Here is a 21,414-nt window from a genome sequence, read left to right as displayed (position 1 = left end):
ATAATCTTCGACACCAGCATATATGACTCATTCACGTGTGTGTAAGTTCTAACGAAGGGGTGACCCGTTCAGCGGCTCGGGCACTGTGGCTCGCACTGGTTCGACGACACTTCGCATCGAAATTCAAATCCGTTCTTACCGGTCAGGCAGTCATATTTGTGAGCATCAGAATTTCAGCCACCGCTTGAACTTTCGCGCCGGTCATGCCTGTCATGCCCGCGGTGACGGACGAATTAACTGTGGCAAAAAAGGAAGCATAAGCTTGAGCCAGAGACTGGGGCGTTAGCTGCGTGCTAACCGCGGAGAGAAGTATGGTCTTCGCCGCTCCGCCAGCGTTTATCTGACCGTCCAGATCTGCCATCGTCGAGGCGTTCACTCCACTAATTCCACCGGTGAGTGTAACTATCGAACTATGATAAGACAGAAAAGAAGCGGCAATCAAGTCGATTGTGGATGATGCCGAAATAGATGTCACAAGAGTTGAGTAAGCGGTGTCGGCGTTATTTAGTTCTTCGTGGGTTGCTCCGAGCAATTGCAGCTGCGCCCGGACCGCTGTGCTTATCATATACGCCCTGATATCCGCGGCTTGTCTGCAAAGCGCCAGCCTGACATCGGTGCTCGCATTGACTGTTGCGTTCATCATCGCTCTGGCGACTACCTCGTGGACCTTAGCCGCCCCATCGGTGCTCAAATCGCCTGTAGTGTAAAGACCAAGCTCGTCTGCCTCATAGCTTCTGAATGCCGTCTGCACCGAGGTTTGGTTTTCGCCTGCGGCGTAGAGCGCCGATTGATAATCCCCCTGAGCGGACATCCTTGCATATATTATCGCCTGAATTCCCTGCTGCGAAGAATTTCCGATCGAGGAGTTCACCATCGCACTTTGCCAGGCGGATTCACCAGCTTCAATGGCTCCTGCCACCTGTGAATGAGCGGCGAGATTATATTGGACCGCGGCTGCAACTTCTGAGCTTACGTAGAGTCCCACATCGTCAAAGACAACCCCGTCTGCACCGACATCAGTCACCATCTTAATGTACACTTCGGCTTGAGCTGTTGTCTGAGTATTTAACGGCGCGCACGTTTCAGTCGCTCCTTGCGCAAGATTACTACTCACGACTCCTTCCCATTTGACTCCTGCCTTTGTCGCTATCACGACCGCGTTGGTGATATTTGTGGCGTCGCATGTCACCATAAAGTGACCGTTGGCGTCAGTCTGTGCCGAATCGGACATAGGACTGAGTGTTCCATCCGCAAGTACGCGTGCGGCTAAAACCACCGCACCCTGAACAGCGGCATCTGTCTTTCCTAACTTGCCCGCAGAAAGTGTACCCTGATCGTCCGTCACGGTTCCACGAATTGTCGACGACTGAGCTGTTGGGCCAGTTGAGCTGCTCTTACTACAACCGACGAGCGAGAGAATGGAAATCGCAACTGCGACCGCCGCAAACCTCGCGACGCACTCGACGAGTTTCTGTCTATCTATGATTGATAACGTTCTCACTACTCTCCTCCAGCTATTCCGTGTTGAACTGTTAAATCTAAGCTCAATTACTGTGCCGCTTCCAGCCATCAGTTTTGGCGAATCCTAAGAAAATGTCGCGCAATATCTGCATCCAACGCGTGCATATTCTTCAGGCCATATGACACTGTCCGGCCTTAGAAAATTCCCCGGAGCAACAAAATTCAGATCCGTGTGCTGAGAACTTACGGACAACTGCATCAATGATCAGGGTATACCATTGTACGGGGGGTAGTGGGTTCCTTACGCTGTCAGTGCCGCATATCCGTTCGGGCTGACAGAAGGGCTGGTCAGGATAATTCTCCTGCCCGGCGATCGGCAAGTACTTCTTTTTTTTCAGAGATGCAGGAGAATGTTGCGACGCAAAGAGAATCTTATTTCAAGACCATGCCGTCGAAATAGGAGTTGATCTCCTTAGCGAAATTAGATTTTATCTTCTCTTTCATTGTACGGAGCGCACGAGCTTCGGCTTCTTCGTAATTCAAGTGACCTTCCCTACCGTTTTCGGACAGTGAGATGATCGAATTACCGGCAAGATCGTAAACTGAGAGAGTGTAGCTCCACCTCACAAATTTCTGCTCGCTGTTTAGATCGATATGGACGATCTCCGTACTCCCCTTGATTATCAATTTGCCTTCTTGCGAGTTTATGAAACCGAGATCCGATAGGGTCTCGTTTATCATCGACGTGACCTTATCAAGGTTTCCGCCAGTAATATGGATTTCAAATGGTATGCCTTTCCTAGCATCCGAGCACATTTCGGAAATTTTGTCCAGCGTGTATCCGGATTTGGGCTCATATGTCATTCCTGGCATGATTATCAGTAGCTGCTGTCTCAAAACATCATTTATCTTGCATATAACTTGTGCGGCGTTCACGACAGCGTATCGCTTAATCGGATCGGTGAGCTTGTCGTATCCATCAAGATACGATGATACCCGAGCGTCGTTCTCATCTATCTTCTTAACATATATCGCAGCCGTCGGCTCTCTTTCGATCACCGCCAGGATATAAATTCTGCCAAGCTGGTCCGTATAACTTTCCGCATATCGAATATTGTACAATGTTTGTTGCGAAGAAACGGAAACATTCTTGTTTATATTTGTCTCACTCTCAAGTGATGACTGATTTTCCGACTTCATCAATTCCTTGTAGCGAGCATTTATGGTCTCTTCCGACTTGATATTTGATTCAAAAATCTTTGAGAGGTTCGATGCTGCGGAATTCTCCGCGTCCTTTCGCGAATCCCCCGATCCGACCGCAGTAAGAAATTGCGCGTTGGGGTAGCTCTTGTCGGGGTTATCAATCCACAAAGGACGGCCTACCTGCGTCGCAGGACCGGCAAGATTCAGCATCAATATGAACTGGCACAATATCGAGGTCGTCATTTATTCTCCGTTTCTTAATTGAGAAAAACAGACCTGAACAGATTGAGAGCATTCGCTCTCACCGTGATAGTTCCTTTGTCGTCAGCGTGCAGAAGTGTACCATCAGATGAATAGTACTTCAGAACCAGATGGTACGTTCCCGGATCGACTCTCACTTCCTGTACAAGTGCCCTTGCCGGAAAGTACCTGGAGAGTCGGAGATCCGCGTTCTCGCTGACGTCCACCGCGGCACTTGTGGCTGCCCTCGTCAGACTTCCCCAGACTCCGCCGCCAGTTTTCTTGTCAAGCTCTTCGTTCGCTTTCTCATTCAGGAGTCCCTTCACGATCGTCCGGATGATGGTCTTTAAATATGTAATTCCCTCGTGGAGTTTGTAAGTCTCCTCGGCGACATTTTCGATACTTTCAATCGTTTGCATGTTTCCCACTTCTCCGCCGTTGAGTTCCACCGTTACTCTTGCGACCGAAGTCCCCTTCTTCTCCATATATGGGAGAGAAAACTTGAAATGATAACCGTCTTTCATGCCGTCCCACGGGAACATCTCCAGTCTCTTCTCCTTTTTTCCATCCGACTGGTAAATTGCTACGGCGTCCTTGAAGGTATGTATGGTAAGGACACGAGCAAACAATTCGGGGGATTTGCCGACCAGGCTGACCACATCGAGCCTTGCTTTATCCTCGTCCTGGATCCAGCTGGAGACATCTGGTTTGTCAAAATCATAAAGTGCAGCTTCAGTGTTCCATGCTTCGTTGATCTTGTCAGCGTCGATCCTGGCATCGTCGTACTTGCCGTCGGTTCGGTACATCAGCATGCTTATAAACCTCGCGAAGGCAGAGTTGGTAAAACGATTCTCCGAAACCGAAAACCTTTTCTTGGCGTCGGGCGATTGGTTATACATATCCGCCATCTTTGTGTACTTGTCTTCCAGTGTAGCCAATTTGTAATCAGCACGTCTGACTTCGACAAACGCGTCGTCGAATTTGTTCTCCTCGACGTAATTCAGCGCTTTAAAAATGTTTAGATAGACGTTTTCGTAATCTTCCCCGCTATACGCGAGTGCGTTGTCATTCAGCAACAGCGATTCGATGCCAGCCGAAATACTCTTCGTATAAAGCTCGTCAATATCGTCTTCGGCAGAACTCAGAGACTGGTTGCTCCGATCTGTTTCATCGCAATAGTGATACAGCATCCCCGTGTCAAGATAAAATAGGACCCTGTCCTTTTCGGAGAAGTACTTTTTTTTGGACTCTTCAAGAGAACGCGCGGCCAGACTATAATTTTGCTCCGCGACCGCGTTGTCAACCTCCACGAAACCCTTCTTCTGAGTATACGTGGAGGAGCATCCTGCAACCACCAGAGCGCACAGAACAAGAGGCGCGATCCGGCTCCTCAACATCTTCCCATTCACCAGTTGTAGTTAGACCGCTCGACGATCTTCTTTATCTTCTTCGTATCAATCCACACTTTTTCATTCGTCTGGAGATCGACCAGCTCCAGGTCAACCTGGTAATACTTTACCTCGGTTCCTTCGACGCGATCGTTAATGTCCTTGATACTCCCGCGGAGTATGTAATCGGCGCCGGTTTCAGCTGCAAGTTTCTTTGCAGATTCTTCGGTCGCGTTGCTCTGCTGGTCGAGTCGTTCTTCACGAACCTCCTTGCGTTCCTGCTTGCTTGCTACGAATGTCACTTTTCCGCTATTGACGAGTTCTCGCTCAATGTCGCTTATAAATGTGTTCGTCTCGATGTGCTCCGAACTCAGATTGCGAACAGTCCCGACGATAACGGCGGGCTTCTTATCGTTCTTCGACACAAAGTCGTCAAGCCACGGACGCGACGTGAGGCTGGACACCATCTGTTCGGCAACCAACCGAGAATCAGTGTCATTCCATTTGCCACTCAAGTCGGTCACGTTATCGGAGGAGACCCTCGATACCTGCCTCGAGGAAGAACAGCCGGCAAGAATCAGGGTTACGAGCATCAAACTAGAACTTAGCTTGCGCATTTGGATATTCCCTTCATTGTATTCTTAAGAGGAAATCGCCTCACATTGAGTACAGCATGCGTTAATTCATCCATATTATCCACATGACATGGCTCTCGGCGCCTCATTATTCCGAAGGTGCCCGCATGAGAACTAAGTACAATCCCTGACGAACGTCACGCCAACGGTATACAACTTCCATTTTCGATACGGAACCGGAAATCTCTTCGCTCCTTATCTCTTGTCCCGAAGATTGATCGACCTTTTGCAGTGCTTTGAGAGAGACTCTAATTTCCCTGGCGAGATTGAAGCGCGCTTTTTTCTCAGCGGACCTCCAGGAGCTCGACTCGTAGAAGTACTGCGGCGCGACTCCCGTAGCGTATATGTAGCCTGGTACATCAGGGATCGTGTCAACCCATGCTGGTGATTTCCCGGAACATCTGACAACCTTGCTCATCGAATCCGGGATGATGCAGTCACGTTCCGACACGAGGACGAGCTCAATGCCGGGAATAGCGAAGACTGCTGCTCGGTTCGCTTTGGAGATGCATTCTGCAAGATAGGAACTGTCAATCTTCTCCTTGAAATCATTCCCCATCCAGTAAACACCCGCTTCCGTTTCCCAATAAGATTCACCGCCGGATATTTCAGCAAAGTGCTGGTGCGCAAGATTCTCGCAGCCGTTGAGGAAAGCCGCAGAGTCGGACGAACTTCTATAGAATGATGGTGTTACATACCCGCAGGCAGTCGGGCCGCACGTAAGACCGATCGGCTCGAGAAACCATCTCGGATAGGATTGGGCGTTCAACGATCCATATAACGCCAAAAGGATCGAAAGCGCCTTCATTCAATGACTCTGCGGCCGCTATGATCTACTTTGTTCCCTGATCTTGTTTGTACTTGTCGTACTTGTCAACTTCGTCCTGGAGCTCTTTGAAACTTTCCGAAGCCCTGAAGCGCGTGTACATTTGGTCGCTCTTCTTCAGCTGATCCATGAACGCCTCGTTCGCGGCTCCGACGGGATACTCAACGAGGACATAAGCTCTCCACATGTTCCCATCTTTCATTTGCCTCTGGTACTTCACACGACTTCCGGATAGAGTTGTGGAGACCACCGTCTTCTCGGCTTCTGTAAACATCTGGAGAAGCTGGGCATCATTTCCCGTTCCTGTTTCTTCGGTGAACTTTTTTTGCAAACCTTGTAACCTTACTTCGACCTGCCGCCCGACCTCTGACCGACCGCCTGTGACTGCCTTGTCGATAGCGAGTTGCAAATCCTGAGAGACCTGTGTGTTAGCAGCATAGATAAAATTCGGATCCTGTGGCACATTTGTGAACCAGTCAGGAATTTCTCCCGTATCTGTTGACTGCATCGGCTTTGAGCCGCCGCAGCCCATTAGAATGACTACCGCAACAGCAGACAGCAACGAAACTAGATAACGCATGACCATCCCTCCTGATTAGTTTGGTTAATACTGGAGATGCTTGAACGCGGTACTGAATCTGCGCTCACGATATTATTTTTAACTGACACTGATGACAACACCTCGCAACGCCCATAATGATGACGTTGTAATATATCTCAAGTCTCAAACAGTCTCAAGCGTCTTTGGGCACCATGTGAAAACAATCATACATGCCGCACCTAGTAGATTAAGGAAACAGGCGGCAAAACAAAAAGCGGCCATAAATGTTGGCCGCTAGTTATTCTTAACAAATAAATCCCTGCAATCGCAGACGATTCAGCTACTCACGCCATGAGAGGATATTGAATTTTCCGGTGGTGGGGAAATATGGGGGCGCGGTCGACGCAAACCTTGTATCGTATAAGTAGTTCTTCTTGTATCCGGTTACCACGGTCCCACTGTTGTTCGTATTGACGGCTCCGCGTGTGGACTGGCCGACAGAGCCAAGAATGTTCAGCGTTCCCATCGAGCTTCCCTGGTTATAATCCTGGTAGAAGAAGCTCCCGGATCGAGCGAATAATGCGGCTTGGATTGCCAGATTCTGAGTGGTTTGCTTCTTGATCATGATACTGTTGTCAGCCACAAGTCCAAGCATGTTCGTACTTGCGGGATTTGTCACCGGATTGTTCGCGTACGTGATTCCCCCCTCAATAATTATGTTACCGTTATGGGAGTTGCCATTTGCGTCAGACAGGTCGAATCCGCCCGATCCTGAGGCGCTAGCATCTAGACTCGTGCGGGTACCGGCTTGAGCGACAAAAGTGATGTCTCCATTCATGTTCCCAGAAATGTGGATGTCTCCGTTCTGGATCACAACAACACCGCTGCCGCTGGCGCCGCCGCCAAGTGTCGAAATAGGGATAGTCGAATCTCCCGAGGCGGGGACTCTTGTCACCATCGTTGCACCGTTCTTCAGTTCGGTGTGAAAACTGATCTTGGTCGGATCAGTGCTACTGAAAGTCGCGTAGAAATCATAGTTGTATGAAGTGTGAGTATCAGTGTTGTTGAAAATAACGGTTCCCGGAATGGAAGTGTATTGTGCAAGCGAGGTCGGAAGAGGAATGATTACTCCCGATTGGTAGCTTGCGCAATTCAGTCTATCTCCGTGCGAGTCGGGCAGCGACGAGGGATTCACTGGATTCGCGTATGGAGTCGCCAGTCCGGTGCCGGTAGTCACCGAACCCAGAAATGTCGGCGAGCCACTGATGAGGAGGCGACCATTAGTGTGGTACGGCCCATTCATCACTTCTCCCGTAATCCAGTTCACATTGTTATCATTATTTGTAAAGTAGGCGTACTCAGAGAATCTTGCAGGATGAAGGAGAATCTGCACGGAGTCTTTGATAACATGCCCCCTGAATCCGTTGTAACTCGACGCAACGGTAGCCAGAACATCGCTATCTCCGTTGACCACCATGTACTGAGTCCTCAGAGTGAAAGTACCCCCATTGAACGTGAATGGGGAGGTGGTGCTCATATTTGCGGCACTCGAATTCCAAAATATGGAATCTGCAAGGATGTTCGCAGCACTGATAGCTATGTTGTGGGCCGCAGTCGAGTCATAGTAATTTGCAAAATTCTCCATCGCATCGGTACTCATCCTGTTCCAGTACTGTCCCGCGAGTCCGAATATCATGCTGAATCCTAAGATGACTATTAATGATCCTTTTCCAACCATGATCCTTCTCCTACCTGTTCATTTTCAGGTTTCTTGATACGAGTCTGGTTTGCCTCCAGTATGAGTAGCTCTGAGTATAAGCTGTGTCGTAGGCGACAGTGGGCTCAACTCTGAGAGTAAGCTCGATTAGCTGAGGGGTAACCGAATCACCTGCGCTGTAAGGAAGCACAATCGTGTCTCCCGACGCCCCGAAATATATCATGCTGAATTGTGTCACTCCGAGATTTGCCTCGAGCGCGGCTCCTCCATCGACTTTTCTGCAGAGCTTTCTCACTCGAGGATTCGGACCTACATATGATCCCAAATACCATGACACCGTGTTTGCCGTCCCACTATTGTACAGGTCCGCGATAAATGAAATGCTGTCGGATTTGCCTTTCAGGATGTAATGAGTTGGATCAGATGTCAACATAGGATTCTTACAGTATCCGATCTTTCGAAAGTCCCATTCAATGTTCTGAATTATAGCCGTCATATTTTGTTGCACTGTAAGACTCGCCTGACTTGAATATGTATTCATTGTCGCTTGCGAGTTCATTCTCAACGCCACCAGAAGGAGCAACCCTCCGATGACAAGCGAACCCAGTATGTCGAGTAAACTTGTGCTGCCCATATTAGCTCCTCACCTGAAATACCAGTAACTGTAGATTGCAGACATGTAAACCTTGTCGGTCGTGTCTACCGTATTCCATACCCAGACATCGATTCGTTTGTGCCATGTTCTTGTTGCAGACGTACCCTGCAGATTCCCCACGTTGACATAGCAGACTTTAGATAGGACTTTGTAAATCCCGGTGCTTAAGTTGTACGTTTGTGTCAAGCCAGTATGATTAGGTCCGTTCCAGTCATCAAAATCATCCATGTCTCCACTCTCCTGACCAAGCGAACTCGGTGCAGTCAATTCACTCACCGCAGTGTCGTTTTGAAGGATCGTTGTTTCGTCGAAACTCTTGCTCTCGGCTTCCTCAATTGTGGAAGTTGCCAGTGAAACCGACTCCAATCCGATGTTAGAATAAAGGAGAATATTGCGGCTTCCATTGATGCCCCTGTTTGTGGTCAGGATAATACTTCCCAGAAGTACTATCGCGCCGATCGTGATCAACATTTGTCCGCTGCCCATTAACTCACCTTCACTTTCTCCAACTTTAGAATCAAAACCGCCTCAAAATGAACTTGACGGCCGCGGCCTATATTTCAAGATCTACCTAACGCTTTGAAAAAGAAAGGTGCAACGGCAACTCTGATCTATATCTAAGACTAATGGTTCTTCGCGTGCTCAAACGTCACCGGATGCGACCCGACTCGTGGCTCTCACATCCTCAAGTGTTCCATTTCTATGCCAAAGGCTGGACAGTACTGCCTGCGTAGATTCCGAGTACATGTTACTCAAAAGAGGTAATTTTTTCAGTGATTGAGGTCATTTAAGGAGCTTTCATCAAGGACGGGGTCTGCCGGAAAAAATGTAAGCGACATCTTGGTACCCAATTGTAACACTCATGTGCCGGAGTCGTAATGCGGGTTCAGCGATGACCGGTCAAGCTGATGAAATGCATCTACCTTGCGTATTCATCCCCCGAAATTAAGATCCAGTACCGGTTAATTCGACTTTAGGTCAAATTAACCCCTCTGAATTTTGAATCTCCACATTATATGATTGATGATCCCCAGATTGACCGCGATGAGCACTTTCCTACGGTCGCCATACTGACAATTTGGCGAGTATACTAATTGAGGATAAATATATCCTGTGTCATATGAGTAACGGTTACGTAAACTTTCACAAAACTTACTTCGTCGTTGCCTATGATCTTTCCACAACCGATGATATATATCTTCTGGGATGCGGCCTGGATATGCGTCGTATCTCCCGGAACATAAGCATTTCCGGTTGGAGCTGTAGGGCTCGCCGTGTAACTACCGTTGTCATTCCCCGTGTCCGCAGACATGATGTAGAATCCTTTGAAGTCTTCACCGCCGCCGGCCATCGACACGGGCCTTCTGTAATAAGCCTGCGCCTTCCATGCAAGGTTCTCAAGATCGTTGATCACCTGATCACGGTTCGAACTCTGTTGATTGCTTTTGAAGAGCGTTATCCCAATTGCGATGGCTATCCCGACAATCACCACCCCAAGTACGATGAGCAAAAGCTGCTGGGTACCCATTTGCTAACTCCTTATGTGGACGTCTGGTTTTGACACACGACATCTCGACGCCCCCTCTGGCGGTGAATTGTCATCTGGCAGAAATGCATGGCCTTATGCACTTTGTTCTAAACAAGTTAGGAATTTCCTTCCAAATTCAAAAATGATGCAGGACACTTTGCCCCCTTTTTTACCTCACATCAACCGGGCTAACCAGCGGCCTGCTGAGCCAGCCGTTCAAGCTCTTGCCAAAGGTGCATCATTGCAGGACCATCTCTATTGCGTTCAGTTCAGCGTCTGTGAAACTCAGATTATCGACCGACTTCAAATTGTTTCGCAACTGGTCCACGCTGCTCGCCCCTATGAGTACTGATGTTATTCTTGTATCCTTGAGGAGCCAGGAAAGCGACATCTGCGCCAGACTCTGACCTCTCGACTTAGCTATCTCGTTGAGCTTTTTAGCTTTCGAAATCTTCTCCTCTGTAATTTGCTCAGGTCTGAGGAAACCATGAGGCTTGGAAGCACGCGAGCCGCGCGGAATTCCATTGAGGTAGCGATCCGTAAGCAAGCCCTGGGCGAGAGGTGAAAACGGGATACAACCAACTCCATACTTGGCGAGTACGTCTAGTAGCCCCTCTTCTACCCAGCGATCGAACATCGAGTAGCGTGGCTGGTGAATCAAGCAATGAACCCCCATTCTCTCAAGCGTCTGGATCGCCGTGGCAGCGACATCGTTTCTATAATTTGAGATTCCCACGTACAGTGCTTTCCCCTGCTCCACGATGTCGGCAAGTGCGCCCATGGTTTCCTCCAGTGGAGTATCAGGATCCGGTCGATGAGAATAGAAAATGTCGACATATTCAAGACCCATTCTGAGTAAGCTCTGGTCGAGGCTGGCTATGAGATACTTGCGCGAGCCCCACTCTCCGTAAGGACCAGGCCACATGAGATAGCCGGCCTTTGTGGAGATGATCATCTCATCCCGGTAGGACGAGAAGTCTTGTTTCACGATCCTGCCGAAGTTTGATTCTGCCGAGCCGGGCGGCGGGCCATAATTGTTCGCAAGATCAAAATGAGTGACACCAAGATCAAAGGCACTCCAAAGAATTTTTCTGTAGGTCCGATCCGAATCAACCCCGCCGAAGTTGTGCCATAATCCAAGCGACACCGCCGGCAACATAACGCCGCTTCTTCCACAGCGCCTGTAGCTCATTCTGTCGTATCTCTTGTCTGAAGACTTATACTTCTTTTGACTCATTACGATGGTTCCACTTTAGTTGACGATTAGTTGGTAAGAGATTATATCTCTCCATGACCGTAAAAGTCAAATCGATCGCTCCGTGCCGGGCCGGGATAGTTGTGCCTTCTGCAATTCAATCTCCACCCTGAGGAGCTAACATTTTCAGATGCGTGACGTCATTATCGAGATTCCATTTCTTCAATTCATCCGGGAACCAATTCAGATCTCCGATCGCAAAACCGCCGATGGCGCCCGAATAGATTCTCTTGCTCGCATAAGAAAGATCTTCGGGAATTGGATATGTACCACGAGACGAGTTGTTGTAAACAAGTGTCAGTTCCCTTCCAGACACATGCGCGATTGGATCATTGAGACTGTCGGGGTCATAACCCCAGAGTATATTGTTCCGCGGATGAACCGAGTACCTGTCTCTCAAAAATCTTACAATCTCTGTCACGTTTTGAGGCATTCTCGTGACAAGTGGATTTACTCCTTCGATCGATCCGGTATCTTTCATTCCTGTATGCCAGGTGAACATAGATGCAGTTCGTGAATTCATTACCGGTTCCGGGAGAATCTTTCCTTCCGTCGATGTAACTGTGTCGTTGTATGAGCGGTAGAAAGGATAAAAGCTGGACGTATCGAAATAGACAGCGTTGTTCGCGTAAATCAGAACACGCCCCGACTCTCTTGGGTCAGAGGCGGCAATCGTTTTGCCGTCGACTACAAGAGTATCCGCGCTTAACGCCTGCCCATACAGAAGAAGATCGGGATCCTGCCGCGGACGGTCCTGCTGCCTTTCACCCGTGAAGTGGCAATTGATAAGCAAATTGTTCGCGATGTATGCTTCAGTGTAGTAACTCTCCAGCCAACAGAACTTCGCACAATTTACTACCGTGTTATGATCACATAAATAATAATTCAACCCGATCCCCTGCGACTGCAGCAATCCGAATCCAACGTTCTCAACTGTATTGTTTACCTCCACAAGTGTGTCTGCAGGAGCCGTATAGTAGATTACTCTCCCTGCCCACCATTCGTTGGTGTAATTCGCATTGCGAAACAAATCGTTAGTAAGGTGTACGGTGGTCCACTTCGATGCGGCGTGAATAGCCGGTCCCTGGCACCATTCGAAGATGCAATGGTCAACACTCAGGCGCGCGCTGTCCTGCTCCACCAATATAGGCTCCCAGAGCTGCGCTCCTGTGGACACCCAGGCCAGGATCCAGACATTCTGAAGTTCGAAGTCACCACGGACGACAAACAAACGATCCGTATCATAATGACCTGTGCTATCAGGAGAATGTTGGAGCACCGGAGGCCCCGGGTCAATTCCGGTCTGAGGAGCAGGCTGGCCGACGATCCGCAACTTGTACCCTTCGTTGATCAACGGAAGACTGGTCACATAACGCTCTCCTCTCAAGAGGACATACACCCTCTTCAGATCAGCTCTTTTCCCGTTCGTCAAGGTATCTCCTGTAATTATTCTCACCATCTCGTTCGGTTCGCGATTGGGGATGAGGAGGGTGTCGCCCTGCTGTGCCTGAAGAGACAAGGGTGCGAGGAGGATCAGACAACTCATTTCTCGAAAGGTAGCGTTCATCATGGATTCTCCGAGATTTTTCCAGCTATGGAGTCCCCCGCGCAAATGCAACAGTTGCGAAGAGAAGCGGACGATTAAAGCAACGCTTCTTCAGGAACCCTGCAATCATTTTACTGTGCCCCCAAAGAAGAATCAAATTTCTTCGACACTTTTAGGTTTCCGTCCCATCATCGTCAGGACTTTTCAGTTTGAGGTTTCAAGTTCATCGAGCTTCGTTTGCGCATTATCAATTGTGACTCCGTCTTATTAACTTCCTTCTGCCGTAGGACAATGGGAAAATTGGAATGAACGTGTTTCTAACCGGCGGTACTGGCTTCATCGGATCATACGTCGCCATGGAACTCCTCTCACGGGGGAATAACGTCACTATCCTCGCAAGGGACAGGAATAAGGTCCCGGCATTATTGGACCAGTATGGCCTTGAAGTCGTGGAAGGCGACCTGGGGGACGGAGCTCTCCTTGCAATGCTCGTAGAAGGCAAGGATGCGTGCGTGCACGTGGCGTTGAAGTATACAAAGGAGTCTGCCGCGGAAGTCCTCGTAGAAGACACACTCCCCACCGTTCTTATGGCCGATCTCGCCGCAGCAGCCGGGGTGAAGCAATTCTTGTACACTTCTTCGACTGCAGTCAACGATTATGTATATATGGTTGAACAGAACAAAATAGACGGGCTGATATCGAAAGTCGAGACCACTACAAAACATCACCCGACCACTCTTTATGGGGCGACCAAGGCTGCGAGTGAGAACTACCTGCTCGCCGTGTCATACAATACTCATATGCGGGTGAACATCATCAGACCCGGATATACATTCGGAAATCCCGTTGTCACGGGCGCAAGCACACAGCGCGATAGAAGATTTGAGACAATCGTGAAGAATGCGCTGCGAAACGAACAAATAGAAGTAGTGAAGAACGACGGGACTCAGTTTATTTGGGCAGGGGATCTTGCAAAACTCTATGTCAGTGTTCTCGAGAGTAACCTGAACAGAAGGACTTATTTCGGATTATCGAGGACATTTGTTTCATGGGAGAATATCGCAGCGGAGGCGGTGCGAAAGTGCCGCTCAAAGAGTAAGATCATCGTCAGAGACAAGGGATGGAGCGACAACGTTACCCTCTTCGATGTCTCCGATATGAAATACGATTTCGGTCTTGAATTCCAAGCATGGCCAAAAATTGGACAGCATCTTGATTACCTCATCAGCTGTTTGTCAAGTCTGAGAGAAACTCCCCGCGAATAATCCCATGACATTCTCCGCAGGGAGCTCGATCATCGTCGGAACGGTGTACCACATCTTCCATGAAGAGTTCGTAACCGACGAACAATTCTTCAAGCGGGCCGACAGGGACATCGAGCTTATGACGGCAGCGGGGATAAGTCATGTCATGATTTTCCCGATGAGCCAATGGGATCCCGATACCAAAGAGCTTGTGTGGACGCGCACCGATTACATCGTACGGAGGATCGAATCATGCGGAATGAAATTTGTTCCGTTGCTTCTCAAGGAGGAACAGTGCAGTCACTATTTCCCCATCTGGAAATTCAGTGAGATCGAAGGTCTGTGGCAGCAGTACAATCTGAAGAATGGAAATAAGAACAATAGAGAAAACGTGGACTTCGCGGACCCGAGGGTGTACCCGCTCGTCGAAGAATACTTCAAAGCTGTGATTGGGAGATACGGCAGCAGCCCCGCACTCGCGTTCTACAACATATGGAACGAACCTCATTACAGCTCCAACGCCGAACATGTCATGGAGCGGTACCGGAACTGGCTGAAGAAGAGGTATGGAACCTTGCCGGCGCTCCGGCGTTCGTGGGGGAAAGAATACAACAACTGGCTTCAAGTATCACCTTTCCTGAATGACAACTGGGACTCCTCAATGCCGCAGATAGATTGGAAAATATTCAGGAACGAACTGAATGGAATTCTTCTCGGTGAATTGATTCAGACATTGAGAAGATACGACAAAACTCACGCGGTCAATGCAAACTCCGTCGGGACGACCTGGATGAGCTTCAAGGATTTCGGGTCTTACGATGTCGACGACTTACCACTTGCCGACAAGAATGATATACATGGAATTTCTTACTACCCCGACATTTGGGAACGCGAGCATGGAAATGAGGAGGTCCCATTTTGGCTGCACAACCTTGCATTCAACGCAGTCAGGTGTTCGGCGGGTAACAAGGACTACATCCTAACGGAGCTCTTCACGAACGCCCAGAATGGTCTCGCGCTCAACGGTTACCTGACGAAGGACGCGGTAACACTTTTAGCGTGGACAGCTCTATCCAATGATTGCAAAGGGTTAGTCTACTGGAAATGGCGGCCATTTACGCGGGGCCGCCAGTCGCTCGGAAGGGGACTATGTCGCGTCGATGGAGAGCTGGCACCCCGAGGTGAAGCGGTCCGCGATCTCGGAGCTGTGGTCCAAAGGTATGGTGAAGTGCTCAGTCGCGCCCACCTTCGAAAGGCTGAGGTCGCCGTCCTTGTGGATGTCGTAGGTTTGATCAAGACACTCGAGCAAACCACTGAAATGGCTACCAACAAATTTATGTATGAAAGTTATGCGGGCATCTTCAAAGCATTCCATGAAGCGAATATCGTGACGGACATTGTCAGGATGGACCGTGGTATCGACCTGAAATCTCTTGGACAATACAAAATTATTTTTCTTCCGTTCCAGATCGTCATGCGGCGCGAGTGCGCTGAGATTCTCAAGGAGTATGTGAAGCTTGGCGGTTGGATCGTGGCTGATGCACGGACTGCGACGATTGACGAGCTAGATTTTGCCTACACTACGAGTCCAGGCGCGGGGCTCGATGATGTGTTTGGAGCGACACGGACCGACTGGATCGCATCTGATAAGAACTCCAGAATTCGCATAAATGCTGCCGTGAAGAAAGAGGCTTTTCAATTCGAGGGAAGATATTTCAGAGAGCATCTCCACCCGAGAAGCAGCGTGAATATTCTTGGCTCCTTTGTAGACAACGGAGAGGTCGCCGTGACTCAGAACCGTTACGGCAAAGGGAGGGCGATCCTTTGCGCGGTGCCGCTTGGCGCGAGTTACTTCAAGAGAACGGACAATCCAGTGAACAGGCTAGTCCTGAGCTTTGCATCGGTTGCGGGCGTTACTCTCGGAACTAAGTTCAATTCCAACGATCACTCATACCTAGATATAAAAGTTCACGAGACCGAAACCGCGCGAATCGTATATGTCATCAATTCGCAAGACACTCCGAAATCCGGTTCGCTTGAGCTGGACTGCGACGGTCTTGAAGTGCGCTCGGTGAAGGATATCATCTCCGACACTGAACTCCAGTTCGCGCGACAAACGTCGACAATCTCGGTCCCGCTCAAAATCCGTCAGTATCAGGTGGTCGTCCTCCTTGTCGAGTAAAGAATCATCCGCCGCAATACCTCCACTGATCAGACTTCTTCCTAATCGAGTTTGGAGAAGCTATCTGGGCGGCAAGCTTCTCGACCAGCTCGAGGGCAAAGTTGACGCGGATGATTCTCATTTTCCAGAAGACTGGGTTTGCTCAACAACTGCGGCGATAAATCCGGGGCGCAATGAATCCGTTAATGAGGGAATCTCAAGGGTGGCACTCGGTGAAAAAGAGATCTCACTGAAGAATCTCCTTCAGAAATTCCCCGCAGAAATTCTCGGGCCGACTCATTTCGCAAAGTACGGATCGGAAGCTCAATTTCTCGTTAAGCTCCTGGACTCGAATATCAGGCTTCACATCCAGGCACATCCTACGCTCCAGTTCGCGAAGAAGCATCTGAATAGCAATTCAGGGAAAACAGAAGCGTACGTCATTCTCGGAGTCCGAAAGGAGATCAGCGAACCTTACATCTATCTCGGATTTCAACATGCACCATCAAAAGGAAGATTCCGGGAAATCGTACTGAAGCAGGAGACAAGCGAATTGCTGTCGTGCTTTGAAAAAGTTCCAGTTCATGCCGGGGACGTATTTCTAATTCCAGGCGGAATGCCTCACGCAATCGGCGAAGGCATCTTCATGATAGAGATCATGGAGCCAACGGACTTCGTAGTAAGACTCGAGTTTGAGCGAGGAGGTTACATCCTGCCGGAGCCATCACGGTTCATGGGTCGGGACGTGAATTTCGCGATCGAAATGATCGACTTCACCCAAACTTCCGGAGAGGATGTGCGGCGAAAACATTTTTGTCCTCCAAGGATAACGAGAAGCGGCAAAGGCGGAATCGAGTACATACTCATTGATGAAAAGCAGACCCGGTGTTTTGAAGTGTTACAGCTTGATGTCACAAACAAATTCCGGAGGAGATCCGACTCGTTTCATGTGGGAATCGTGAAGTCAGGGATCGGTTCGATGGCAGCAGGAGGCCATCGTGAAGGTCTCAAGTTGGGCGACAGATTTCTCATTCCCTTTTCAACAAAAGAAGTCGAGTATAAAACAGACGAAGGCATGAAGATGATCTTTGCTTACCCTCCGAAATAGAAGTCTCTCCTCCGTGCCTCCCCGGGATTTTTTACATTGATTTAGTCCACATCCATCGTTCTTCCCGGTCAAATGAACAAATCTTTCCTTGAAACGGACGAAATTTGTTCTGATTTTATCTATTGCAATTAATTTTGAAGGTCAACTTGGGCAAGCGGTCAGGAACATGATCTCCAGAGAAAGAGTCCTCACCTCGTTGGACCACAAGGAACCTGACATGGTTCCATTCGACATGGGCGGGTCTGCGGTTACGGGGATTCACGCGAGCACACTATATAAACTCCGACAGGCTCTTGCACTCGATTCACCCGGCACTCCGGTGAAAGTGACAGAACCGTACCAAATGCTCGGAGAAGTCGGAAGCGATCTCATGGACTCGATCGGGATCGACGTTGTTGGATTAATCTCACGCAAGACTATGTTCGGATTCCCCAACAAAGGCTGGAAGGAGTGGTGCCTCTTCGACGGCACCCCGGTACTCGTCCCTGAAGGATTCAATACGGCGCCCGAGCCCAATGGCGACATTCTCCTCTACCCCGAAGGTGACAAGAGCGTGTCTCCGAGCGGGAGGATGCCGAATGGAGGATTCTACTTCGACGCTATTGTTAGACAGGAAGAGATTGACGAAAGTCGCCTGGATGTCCGCGACAATCTCGAGGAGTTCGTTCCTATATCGGACGAGGACCTGAATCATTTCAAAATGGGAGCGGATCGCCTTTATGCGGAAACAGATAAAGCGATCTTCGCAACATTCGGCGGTACCGCTTTCGGTGACATCGCGATGGTCCCCGCACCCTGGCTTAAGAATCCCAAAGGCATCCGCGGTATAGAAGACTGGTACATCAGCACAATCTCCCGCAGGGATTTCGTGTACAAAATATTCGAGAGACAATGTGAGATAGGAATACAAAACCTCGAGAAACTATTTACACAGGTCGGAAACAAGGTAACTGCCGTTTTCATAAGCGGCACAGACTTCGGAACGCAGAGGGGACCATTCATTTCCGTGGAAGCATACCGCGATCTGTATCAACCCTTCCATAGAGAAGTGAACAACTGGATCCACAAGAATACAGGCTGGAAATCCTTCATTCATTCTTGCGGGTCGGTATACCGTCTCCTGCCCGAGTTTGCGAATTCTGGTTTTGACATATTGAATCCCGTTCAGTGTTCTGCAGCCGAGATGGAACCCGCCCGACTGAAGTCCGAGTTCGGAGATAAGTTCACATTCTGGGGAGGCGCAGTTGACACACAGAAGACACTCCCCTTCGGTAAGCCGGCAGAGGTGGCATCCGAAGTACGTTCAAGGATAGAGACGTTCGCGCAGGGTGGAGGCTTTGTATTCAACACAGTCCATAATATTCAGGCCAGAGTTCCGATAGAGAATCTCATGGCCGTGATCGACACTTTTAATAAGTACAGGAAATACTGAATTTACAAATCGACTTCTTTCTCAAAGGACTACTAGATGAACCAGATTCTTGAACAACTGACCACCTGCATCGAGTTCGGGAAAATCAATAAAGCGTCGCCGTTTCCGCCGGCGATGAAAGGTCAGGATGGAGCGGATGAACTTTGTAAAGCTGCCCTGGACATCGGGATCAATCCGGAGGAAATCCTTAACGACGCACTGATTCCCGGGATGTCGAGGATCGGCGACAAATTTTCTCAAGGAAAAGCATTCGTGCCCGAAATGTTGATCGCGGCCAAAGCGATGACGGCAGCGATGAAGCACCTGAAACCCTATTTCGCGTCGGGCGAAATAAAACGGAAGGGCGTGTTTGTAGTCGGAACTGTGATGGGCGACCTTCACGACATCGGCAAGAATATTGTCGCAATGACTGTTGAAGGTGCAGGTTGGGAGGTAATCGATCTCGGAGTCGACGTCAGGAGCGAGAAATTTCTCGACGCGATCGGGAAATATCCGGACTGTGTCGTCGGGATGTCCGCCCTTCTGACAACCACGATGGCAAACATGGGATCGATCGTTAGAGGAATACGCGACAAATATCCTGAGAAGGTAATACTTGTCGGTGGTGCTCCCCTGTCCGCTGATTTCTGCGCGAGCATCGGCGCGAACTTTTACTCTCCGGATCCTCAGGGAGCAGTCAAGTATTTGAACCAGCTCTCAACCTGAAAGAAGATGCCGAGATGTTGAACCGCAACATGGAAGAATGGGTTAAGTCCATTCGCAATTCCCCGAAGAGGCTTGCTATACCGATAATGACGCATCCCGGAATCGAGATTATTCGGAAGCGAACAATCGATGCAGTCAAATCTCATGAAGTACAATACTCGGCGATTATCGCGATTCAAAAGCGATTCGCCCCCGATGCTGCAACAATGATGATGGATTTGACGCTCGAAGCAGAAGCATTCGGATCCGACGTGGATTTTCATGAAAACGAAATACCTTCCTTGTCAGGTAAGCTTCTCGAGGATTCGGCAGCCATTGAAAAACTTGTCGTCCCTTCTCTCAATATGGCGCGCATCCGGCAGCAACTGAGTTCCCTACAGAATGTGACAAAGACAATAACTGACAAGCCTGTGTTTGCAGTCTGCATCGGCCCCTTCTCACTCGCTGGGAGACTTTTCGGGCTATCCGAAATCATGACCTCCATCCTTATCGAACCGGAGGCGATATCAGTTCTTGTTAGAAAATGCTCACTGTTTCTCGCCCAATATATCCTGGAAACAAAAAAGGTTGGGGCCGACGGAATAATCATGGCTGAACCAGCTGCAGGATTGTTGTCTGCCGATTTATGCGACGATTTCTCTTCTCATTATATCAGAGAAATTGTATCTCAAGTACAAGACGGCAGCTTTCTATTCATTCTCCATAATTGTGGAAATACCGGGCACGTAACCCGATCGATGATCTCAACCGGAGCGGGAGGACTTCACTTTGGGAATAAGGTCGACTTGCTCGACGTGCTCTCGATTGTCCCTTCCAATGTTCTCGTGATGGGAAACTTGGATCCCGTCGGAGTCTTCAAATCCTCCACCCCCGACAGAGTTCACGAGTCAACCGCCCAGCTCTTGTCGGCAACCATTTCGAAGGGGAATTTCATAATATCTTCCGGATGCGATCTCCCGCCAGGCACGCCGGCAGAAAATGTAGCGGCCTTCTTCAAGGCAGTCAGGGAATTCAACGCCAAACATGAGAGGAGAGTAATTGACGCCTTCAGATATTGAGACATATTCAATCGAATCGAAAGACATTATCGTTTCAAAATCAGAGATCGCTATTGTAATCGGATACGGGCCTGCAGCCGCTCCTCCTCAGGTGAACGAGACAATCGAAGAAGTCCTCGAGGACGCCGGGATGTTATGCAAAGTGGTCGGCGGCTACAGGTTAGTCGGTGGTCTAGAATTCGACGACGAGCAAGGCATGCTTATTGCCGAAAAAAAACATTTCGAGACCAGAAAAGTCGTCTTTCAACAACTCAGAAGATCGGAGCAAATCGCCATTTTTGTCTGCACTGCGGGAAACGAAATCATCGAAAAATCCAGAGCGCTCATGAAGGAAGGAGATTTTCTCAAAGGATATATCTACGATGTTTACGGTTCCCTGGCGGTCGAAAGCGGGATGGATTATGTCCAGGAATCACTGAAGCAGTATGTTGGGAAGCTTGGCTTGAAAATCACGAACCGCTATAGCCCCGGCTATTGCGGATGGGACGTATCGGAGCAAAAGAAACTATTCAGTCTCCTTCCCGACAGGTTCTGTGGAATTGAGTTGACAGATTCTTGTCTTATGCGCCCCGTAAAATCAGTGAGCGGTATAATCGGGATCGGAACATCGGTTAAATTCAACCCTTATACTTGCAGCCTCTGCGAGGATTCAGATTGTCTCTACAGGAATCTGAGACGACGGGATGACTCTGTTGAGTAATTGTGAAAGGT

Annotated in this window: 19 protein-coding genes; 7 read left to right on the top strand and 12 right to left on the bottom strand. The window is 49.2% G+C overall.

Annotated features, from left to right (window positions below; genetic code table 11):
- Positions 1-142 precede the first annotated feature (142 nt).
- The 12 genes from VIS48_08595 to VIS48_08540 form a co-directional block, all read right to left on the bottom strand.
- Positions 143-1,501, bottom strand: a complete 1,359-nt coding sequence (locus VIS48_08595) for a hypothetical protein (GenBank protein ID HEY9166203.1) — start codon at positions 1,499-1,501, stop codon at positions 143-145.
- Between the two features lie 392 nt (positions 1,502-1,893).
- A complete protein-coding gene (locus VIS48_08590; GenBank protein ID HEY9166202.1) occupies positions 1,894-2,907 on the bottom strand; it encodes an LPP20 family lipoprotein in 1,014 nt (337 codons plus the stop codon).
- A gap of 14 nt (positions 2,908-2,921) precedes the next feature.
- Complete coding sequence (locus tag VIS48_08585; GenBank protein ID HEY9166201.1) at positions 2,922-4,301, bottom strand: hypothetical protein; 1,380 nt, start codon at positions 4,299-4,301, stop codon at positions 2,922-2,924.
- A gap of 8 nt (positions 4,302-4,309) precedes the next feature.
- Positions 4,310-4,909: a penicillin-binding protein activator LpoB gene (locus tag VIS48_08580; GenBank protein ID HEY9166200.1), complete on the bottom strand. Its 600-nt coding sequence runs from the start codon at positions 4,907-4,909 to the stop codon at positions 4,310-4,312.
- Between the two features lie 106 nt (positions 4,910-5,015).
- Positions 5,016-5,735, bottom strand: coding sequence for a hypothetical protein (locus tag VIS48_08575; GenBank protein ID HEY9166199.1), 720 nt, complete (start codon positions 5,733-5,735; stop codon positions 5,016-5,018).
- A 25-nt stretch (positions 5,736-5,760) separates the two neighbouring features.
- Positions 5,761-6,333 carry a hypothetical protein gene (locus tag VIS48_08570; GenBank protein HEY9166198.1) on the bottom strand — a complete coding sequence of 191 codons (573 nt, stop codon included), beginning with the start codon at positions 6,331-6,333 and terminating at the stop codon, positions 5,761-5,763.
- A gap of 301 nt (positions 6,334-6,634) precedes the next feature.
- Positions 6,635-8,032, bottom strand: a complete 1,398-nt coding sequence (locus VIS48_08565; GenBank protein HEY9166197.1) for a hypothetical protein — start codon at positions 8,030-8,032, stop codon at positions 6,635-6,637.
- A gap of 10 nt (positions 8,033-8,042) precedes the next feature.
- Positions 8,043-8,645 carry a hypothetical protein gene (locus VIS48_08560; GenBank protein ID HEY9166196.1) on the bottom strand — a complete coding sequence of 201 codons (603 nt, stop codon included), beginning with the start codon at positions 8,643-8,645 and terminating at the stop codon, positions 8,043-8,045.
- 9 nt (positions 8,646-8,654) lie between these two features.
- Positions 8,655-9,152: a hypothetical protein gene (locus tag VIS48_08555; protein HEY9166195.1), complete on the bottom strand. Its 498-nt coding sequence runs from the start codon at positions 9,150-9,152 to the stop codon at positions 8,655-8,657.
- Positions 9,153-9,756: 604 nt separating this feature from the next.
- A complete protein-coding gene (locus tag VIS48_08550; protein ID HEY9166194.1) occupies positions 9,757-10,194 on the bottom strand; it encodes a hypothetical protein in 438 nt (145 codons plus the stop codon).
- A gap of 238 nt (positions 10,195-10,432) precedes the next feature.
- Positions 10,433-11,431, bottom strand: coding sequence for an L-glyceraldehyde 3-phosphate reductase (mgrA, locus tag VIS48_08545; protein HEY9166193.1), 999 nt, complete (start codon positions 11,429-11,431; stop codon positions 10,433-10,435).
- A gap of 115 nt (positions 11,432-11,546) precedes the next feature.
- The gene (locus VIS48_08540) at positions 11,547-13,016 is read right to left on the bottom strand and encodes a hypothetical protein (protein ID HEY9166192.1); all 1,470 of its coding nucleotides are present in this window, start codon (positions 13,014-13,016) and stop codon (positions 11,547-11,549) included.
- 284 nt (positions 13,017-13,300) lie between these two features.
- On the opposite strand from VIS48_08540, the gene VIS48_08535 reads away from it, so the two are divergent.
- The 7 genes from VIS48_08535 to VIS48_08505 all read left to right on the top strand — a co-directional run bounded on the left by VIS48_08535 (position 13,301) and on the right by VIS48_08505 (position 21,403).
- Positions 13,301-14,260: an NAD(P)-dependent oxidoreductase gene (locus VIS48_08535; GenBank protein HEY9166191.1), complete on the top strand. Its 960-nt coding sequence runs from the start codon at positions 13,301-13,303 to the stop codon at positions 14,258-14,260.
- 4 nt (positions 14,261-14,264) lie between these two features.
- Positions 14,265-16,421: a beta-galactosidase gene (locus tag VIS48_08530; protein ID HEY9166190.1), complete on the top strand. Its 2,157-nt coding sequence runs from the start codon at positions 14,265-14,267 to the stop codon at positions 16,419-16,421.
- Positions 16,411-17,508, top strand: coding sequence for a class I mannose-6-phosphate isomerase (locus VIS48_08525; GenBank protein HEY9166189.1), 1,098 nt, complete (start codon positions 16,411-16,413; stop codon positions 17,506-17,508). The genes VIS48_08530 and VIS48_08525 overlap by 11 nt, the downstream gene beginning before the upstream one ends.
- A gap of 217 nt (positions 17,509-17,725) precedes the next feature.
- Positions 17,726-18,940 (top strand): uroporphyrinogen decarboxylase family protein, encoded by a 1,215-nt coding sequence (locus VIS48_08520; GenBank protein HEY9166188.1) that lies wholly within the window; start codon positions 17,726-17,728, stop codon positions 18,938-18,940.
- Between the two features lie 36 nt (positions 18,941-18,976).
- Positions 18,977-19,645, top strand: a complete 669-nt coding sequence (locus VIS48_08515) for a cobalamin-dependent protein (protein ID HEY9166187.1) — start codon at positions 18,977-18,979, stop codon at positions 19,643-19,645.
- Between the two features lie 14 nt (positions 19,646-19,659).
- Entirely contained in the window at positions 19,660-20,703 is a 1,044-nt protein-coding gene (locus VIS48_08510) for a uroporphyrinogen decarboxylase family protein (protein ID HEY9166186.1), read from the top strand.
- Entirely contained in the window at positions 20,684-21,403 is a 720-nt protein-coding gene (locus VIS48_08505) for a vitamin B12 dependent-methionine synthase activation domain-containing protein (protein ID HEY9166185.1), read from the top strand. The genes VIS48_08510 and VIS48_08505 overlap by 20 nt, the downstream gene beginning before the upstream one ends.
- Positions 21,404-21,414: the final 11 nt, after the last annotated feature.

Source organism: Candidatus Kryptoniota bacterium (genome assembly GCA_036567965.1).
Classification (GTDB): domain Bacteria; phylum Bacteroidota; class Ignavibacteria; order Kryptoniales; family JAKASW01; genus JAKASW01.
The sequence above is the reverse complement of the archived record's forward strand: the minus strand, read 5'-3'. Positions and strand labels throughout refer to the sequence as shown.